The organism is Halochromatium sp., from assembly GCF_054919635.1.
Map to the genome: position 1 here is coordinate 1 of NZ_JBUDPI010000278.1, position 5,055 is coordinate 5,055.

General features: G+C 66.3%; 5 protein-coding genes and 1 pseudogene. 3 read left to right on the forward strand and 3 right to left on the reverse strand.

Annotated features, from left to right (window positions below; all coding sequences use genetic code 11):
- Positions 1 to 260, forward strand: a pseudogene (locus tag ACY693_RS14710) (PLP-dependent aminotransferase family protein); the annotation flags it as partial.
- A gap of 162 nt (positions 261 to 422) precedes the next feature.
- Here ACY693_RS14710 and ACY693_RS14715 read toward each other — a convergent pair.
- Positions 423 to 599, reverse strand: a complete 177-nt coding sequence (locus ACY693_RS14715) for a helix-turn-helix domain-containing protein (protein ID WP_462322566.1) — start codon at positions 597 to 599, stop codon at positions 423 to 425.
- A 108-nt stretch (positions 600 to 707) separates the two neighbouring features.
- A complete protein-coding gene (locus ACY693_RS14720) occupies positions 708 to 1,451 on the reverse strand; it encodes a Crp/Fnr family transcriptional regulator (RefSeq protein ID WP_462322567.1) in 744 nt (247 codons plus the stop codon).
- A 331-nt stretch (positions 1,452 to 1,782) separates the two neighbouring features.
- Between ACY693_RS14720 and ACY693_RS14725 the strand changes: the two genes are divergently transcribed.
- Positions 1,783 to 3,708: a type IV pili methyl-accepting chemotaxis transducer N-terminal domain-containing protein gene (locus tag ACY693_RS14725; protein ID WP_462322568.1), complete on the forward strand. Its 1,926-nt coding sequence runs from the start codon at positions 1,783 to 1,785 to the stop codon at positions 3,706 to 3,708.
- Positions 3,705 to 4,379, forward strand: coding sequence for a two-component system response regulator NarL (gene narL / locus ACY693_RS14730; protein WP_462322569.1), 675 nt, complete (start codon positions 3,705 to 3,707; stop codon positions 4,377 to 4,379). The genes ACY693_RS14725 and narL overlap by 4 nt, the downstream gene beginning before the upstream one ends.
- Before the next feature lie 53 nt (positions 4,380 to 4,432).
- Here narL and ACY693_RS14735 read toward each other — a convergent pair whose 3' ends face one another.
- The gene (locus ACY693_RS14735) at positions 4,433 to 4,882 is read right to left on the reverse strand and encodes a tetratricopeptide repeat protein (RefSeq protein WP_462322570.1); all 450 of its coding nucleotides are present in this window, start codon (positions 4,880 to 4,882) and stop codon (positions 4,433 to 4,435) included.
- Between the last annotated feature and the right edge of the window lie 173 nt (positions 4,883 to 5,055).

Below are 5,055 nucleotides of genomic sequence, written 5' to 3' on the forward strand. Positions count from 1 at the left end.
TCCCGGCCGGCACGCGGGTGACGCGGCCCGGCGGCGGCTTCGTCGTCTGGGTGGAGTTAAAGAAGGGCGCCGATGCACTCGCCCTGCAGGAGCGCGCGCTTACCGCCGGGATCAGCATCGCCCCCGGGCCGATGTTCTCGAGCCACGGCGGCTACCGCCATTGTCTGCGACTGAACTGCGCGCTGCCCTGGTCGCCGCTGACCGAGGAAGCATTGGCGACGCTCGGCCGACTGGCTGGCGAGTTAGTCGCCGCTCGTTAGCTCTTGTGTCAATGGATATCTTTTCTTGAGCTTCTTAAGATTAGTCCACCGCGACACCGACCACCCGAGCCTCGAATTAGTTAAGAGCCGGACCCCCTGGTTCGCTCGACACATCATTGGAGATCTCGGCCGGTCGTTTGCCGTCCGGATACTCCTTAGGATTCAGGTTCCCACCGGCGGCGTGCGGGCGCCCAATCGATAGGAGCGGGGCGTCTGGCCTGCCCAGCGCTTGAAAGCCCTGGTGAAGCCGCTTTGCTCGGCGAACCCCGTCAGGAAGGCGACTTCGGCAAGATCGGGAGCCGAAGGACTTTGCGGACTTCGCCAGAGAGATTGCTGCAACCGAGACCTGGAAGGCCGCGGCGTGATGACGGAGCCTGCATCATGAATGCATTGGAGCTTGTGTTGATCCTGACGTGTTGTTTCTCACCGACCGCCCTAATGGCGCCATCAACAGGCATCGAGCGGAGCGCTTGGCTCCAGATCGGCAGCCTCCAACCCGCCGCGCCGACGTAACTGCTCGAGTGATGGAATCCGAACGGCTCGGCGCTCGACCTCGATCAGCCCGCGGCGCACCAACCCATGCAGCTCGCGCGAGAAGGTCTCGGCTGACAGATTGAGGCTAGAGGCGACGACGGTCTTGGCCGCCGGCAGCTCAAGGGTGGCGCGATCGGGCTCATCGGCATCGCTTTGCGCATCGCGCAGCAGCATCGCGACGACGCGCTGCGCGGCCGAGTGCAAACAACAGGCCTCGAGGTCGGCGATCAGCCGTTGCGCGCGCTCGGCGACCATGACGAGCATCAGGTTGGCGATCTCTGGCCAGCGCGGGATGGCGTTGCGCACGCGGTTGAGGTCAACGTAGAGCAGCCGTGAGTCCATCAGCGCCTCGGCGTGTAGGGCGCAGGGCCGGCCGAGGAAGGCCGCCGATTCGCCGAAGGTGCGCCCGGGCAGAACGATATCGAGCACCCGCTCGGCGCCTTCCGCGGAGAGCAATGAGAGCTTGACCCGACCCCGCAACAGCACATGAAAACCTCCGAGCTGCTGGCCGCGCTCGCACAACAGCTGTCCGCGCGTCGCGGTACGCTGATGACAGCCGGCCGCCAGGTAGGCGAGGGCATCCGCTGGCACCGAGGCGAATCCAGGCGTGCGCTCGAGCAGCGGCAGACAGGTCTTTTCTCGGTCGGCGTGATTCATTGGTCGTCTTCTAAGGGCGTTGGACGCGCGAGGTGGCGGTGCCAAGACTGAGCGCTTGGAGCACCCTCGATGCGCTCTTGGCTGGCCGTGCTCGCTTCTCGAGCTTGATATGGCTCAAGCCTAGCGGCCGCCCAGATAAGCGCAATCCGTTGTTTAGCCGGCTGAAAGCACTGGGGTTACCCCTTTGGTGGTAGCTCTCCGCCGAGCTAGAGGATTGTTTGCGCGAAAGAATCGTCCATACTGCGGTGTCAGCTCCACGGCGCTTGCGAGCAATGTGGATTTTTGGAGGTAGCCCCCTTTTGTCCCTCCAGGTTTGTCCGAGCACCCAGCGATGACGGCATCGATCTCTGCCTTATGGCAACGCTCCCTGTTGTTGACCATCGGCCTGCTGATGGCCGTGATCCTCGCCCTTGGCATTGCGGCAATGATCGGCGCGATCGTGGTGGCGCAGCTCAATCAGGGCATGGCCGCGGCGGTGAATCAGTCCGGGACGCTGCGCATGCAGACCTATCGCATCGCCGCCGAGCTGACCGACCCGAGCCGGCCGTCGGCCGAGCGTGCGGCACGCGTGCGGCAGCTCGCCGACGAGCTGGAGGCGCGCTTGACCAGCCCGCGGCTCATGCAGGCGATCCCGAGCGCCGCGACCGATCCGCTACGCAGCGCCTACCGAGAGGTCAGCCAACAGTGGCAGCAGAGGATGCGCCCGGCTCTGAGCGCCCAGGCGATCGCTACGGGCGGACGCGCCTATCGGGCGCAGGCCGACGCGTTCGTCGCTCAGGTGCACGGTCTGGTCCGGGCGCTCGAGGACCGGGCCGAGCGGCGCATCGATTGGCTCGCGGTGATGCAGGCTGCGGCCTTGGGGCTGACCCTGATCGCCGTGCTGGTGACCTTGCTGCTGTTGCAGCGCAGGCTGGTGCGTCCGCTCGATGCCTTATTGCGCTGCGCGGATCGGGTCCGACAAGGCGACTTCTCGGTGCGCACGCGCTTCCTGGGCGAGGACGAGCTCGGGCGGCTCGGGGTGGCGATGAACCTGATGAGCGAGGGCGTCTGGACCATCTACAACGCGCTCGAGGCGCGGGTCAGCGAGAAGACCCGTGACTTGGCGCGCAGCAACCAGTCGCTGCAGCTACTCTATCGAGCCAGCCGCACCCTGGATGGCGCGACCCTCTCGGACCCGGCCCTGCGCGCGGTCCTGGTCGATGTCGAACAAGAGCTCAAGCTGGCCTCGGTGACCCTCTGCTTGCGCGACGGCAATAGCCGGGACGGCACCCAAGCCCGAAGCGCGCGCAATGAGGCGCCGACCGGGCTGTGCCTGAGCAGCCGCCAGTCGCCAGATGCCGCAGGCGGTGCCTGCGCCCTCTGTCGCGCCGCCGCGAGTGCATCGGATGGCTCGCTCATCGCCGTTCCGGTGGCTGATCAAGACCACCGCTACGGCACGCTTCGCGTGGCTTACCGCGACGGCGCGCCATTGGAGTCATGGCAACAGCCGTTGCTCGAGGCCTTGGCCGCGCAGTTGGCGACGGCTCTGAATCTGCAAGGCCGCATCCGCGAGAGCCGGCGCTTGGTGCTGCACGAGGAGCGCAGCAGTCTCGCCCGTGAGCTGCACGACTCCCTGGCGCAGTCGCTCTCCTACCTCAAGATCCAGGCGGTTCGGTTGGAGGCCGCGCTCAACGGGCAGGGGGCTGAGTCAGCGCCGGCACCCGTCGTGATCCTGGCCGAGCTACGCGAAGGGATCAGCAGCGCGTATCGGCAACTGCGCGAGCTGTTGACGACCTTTCGGCTCAAGATTGGCGGTGAAGGACTCTCGGCAGCGGTGACTGAGACGGTCGATGAATTCCGTCTTCGCACCGGTCTTGAGATCGCGGTCGAGGACCGGCTGGTTGCGGGCGATCTGTCGCCGAACGAGGAGGTCCATCTGCTACAGATCGTGCGCGAGGCGCTGTCCAATGCCGCGCGGCACGCGCGCGCGGCCCATGTCCGGCTGCGGCTCCTGTCCGATGCGGCGAGCGGCGAGGTCGGCGTCGAGGTCAGCGACGACGGCGTCGGACTGGACACCAATCCGGGCCGTCCCGGCCATTACGGCCTGACCATCATGCGCGAGCGCGCGGCGAGCCTCGGCGGTACCCTCCAGATCGAGCCCGGCGTCGCGGCGGGCACCGTCGTGCGGCTGCGCTTCCCGCCGCGATCGCGACGCCACGATCGGCTCGTCGCCGATGGCCAGCTAGCCGGACATGCCGCAATGAAGTCTCGTCAATGAACGAGCAGACAGCGCTTGAGGCGCTGGATACCCGAGTCCTGGTGATCGACGATCATCCGCTGTTCCGCAAGGGCGTGGCCGACCTGCTGGCCATGGAGGAAGCGCTGACGCTGGTCGGCGAGGCAGCCGACGGCGAGGAGGGGCTGGCGCTCGCAGACCGGCTTCGACCCGATCTGATCCTGCTCGACATGAACATGAAGGGGCTGAACGGCCTGCAAACGCTGCGGCGCTTGCGCAGCGACCCGGAGCAGGAAGCCCGCATCATCATGCTCACCGTCTCCGATAGCGAGAGCGACGTGGTGGCCGCCCTGCGCACCGGTGCCGATGGTTACCTGCTCAAGGACATGGAGCCCGAGGACATCCTCGCCCGGCTGCAGGAGGCGATGCGCGGGCGCCTGGTGATCAGCCCCCGGCTCACCGAATTGCTGGCGCGCGCGCTGCGCGAGCAGCCCGGACCGACCAGCTCGGACCAGGCCGGCCTCACCGCCCGCGAGCGCGAGATCCTGGACTTGATCGCGGAGGGCCTCAGCAACAAGCTCATCGCGCGTGAGCTCGATCTCGCGGTCGGGACGGTGAAGGTCCACGTCAAGCATCTGCTGAAGAAGCTCGGCCTCAAGAGCCGGGTCGAGGCGGCCGTGTGGGTGTTGAACAGCGATCGTGGCGGACCCTGATCGGCTGCGCCATGGCGCGCGACTCAACGTTAAGGGTGGAGCTAGAGCGCGCGCTATTTTGCGGTACCTTGATCAATCCGCCGAATCAGCCTGTCGAGATCCTCGGCACGGTTCGGCTTGAGACGCTTCGCCTCGATCAGGGCGGCTTTGGCAGGGCCGGGTTGGCCGCTGTGCATGTAGGCCATGCCGAGCCCGATGAAGGCGGCGCCATTCTCGGGGTCACGGCCAATGACGCGCTGGAATTGATCGATGGCTTCGCCGTAGCGCTGGCCAAGCATCAAGGCGCCGCCAAGACGGTTACGTGCCAAGCTGGAGTCGGGTGCAGCGTCAACGGCCTGGGTCAAGGTCGCGATGGCCGTGTCGATGTCTTGCGCAGCGAGCTGTGCCTCGCCGCGACTAATGAGCGCGTCGACCGAGGTAGATGGCTCGTTAGCGCTAAGCGCGGCCGCGAGCAGCCCCACGGATAATGTGGTGGTGAGTCTCAGTGTGTTCAGCATGGTCATTTTGGGTCTTTCGGCTGAGCGTATGGCAGCCTGCGCTGCAACGCTCCGGGCGCGGTATCACCCGGATGTCGCAGCAGGGATGAGGCTCCCGACGAGCGGGAGCCGTCGCCGGCACTACTTCAGCGCACCTTCACCGTAACGCGCCTCGAACTCCTTGCGCACCTTCTCGATCT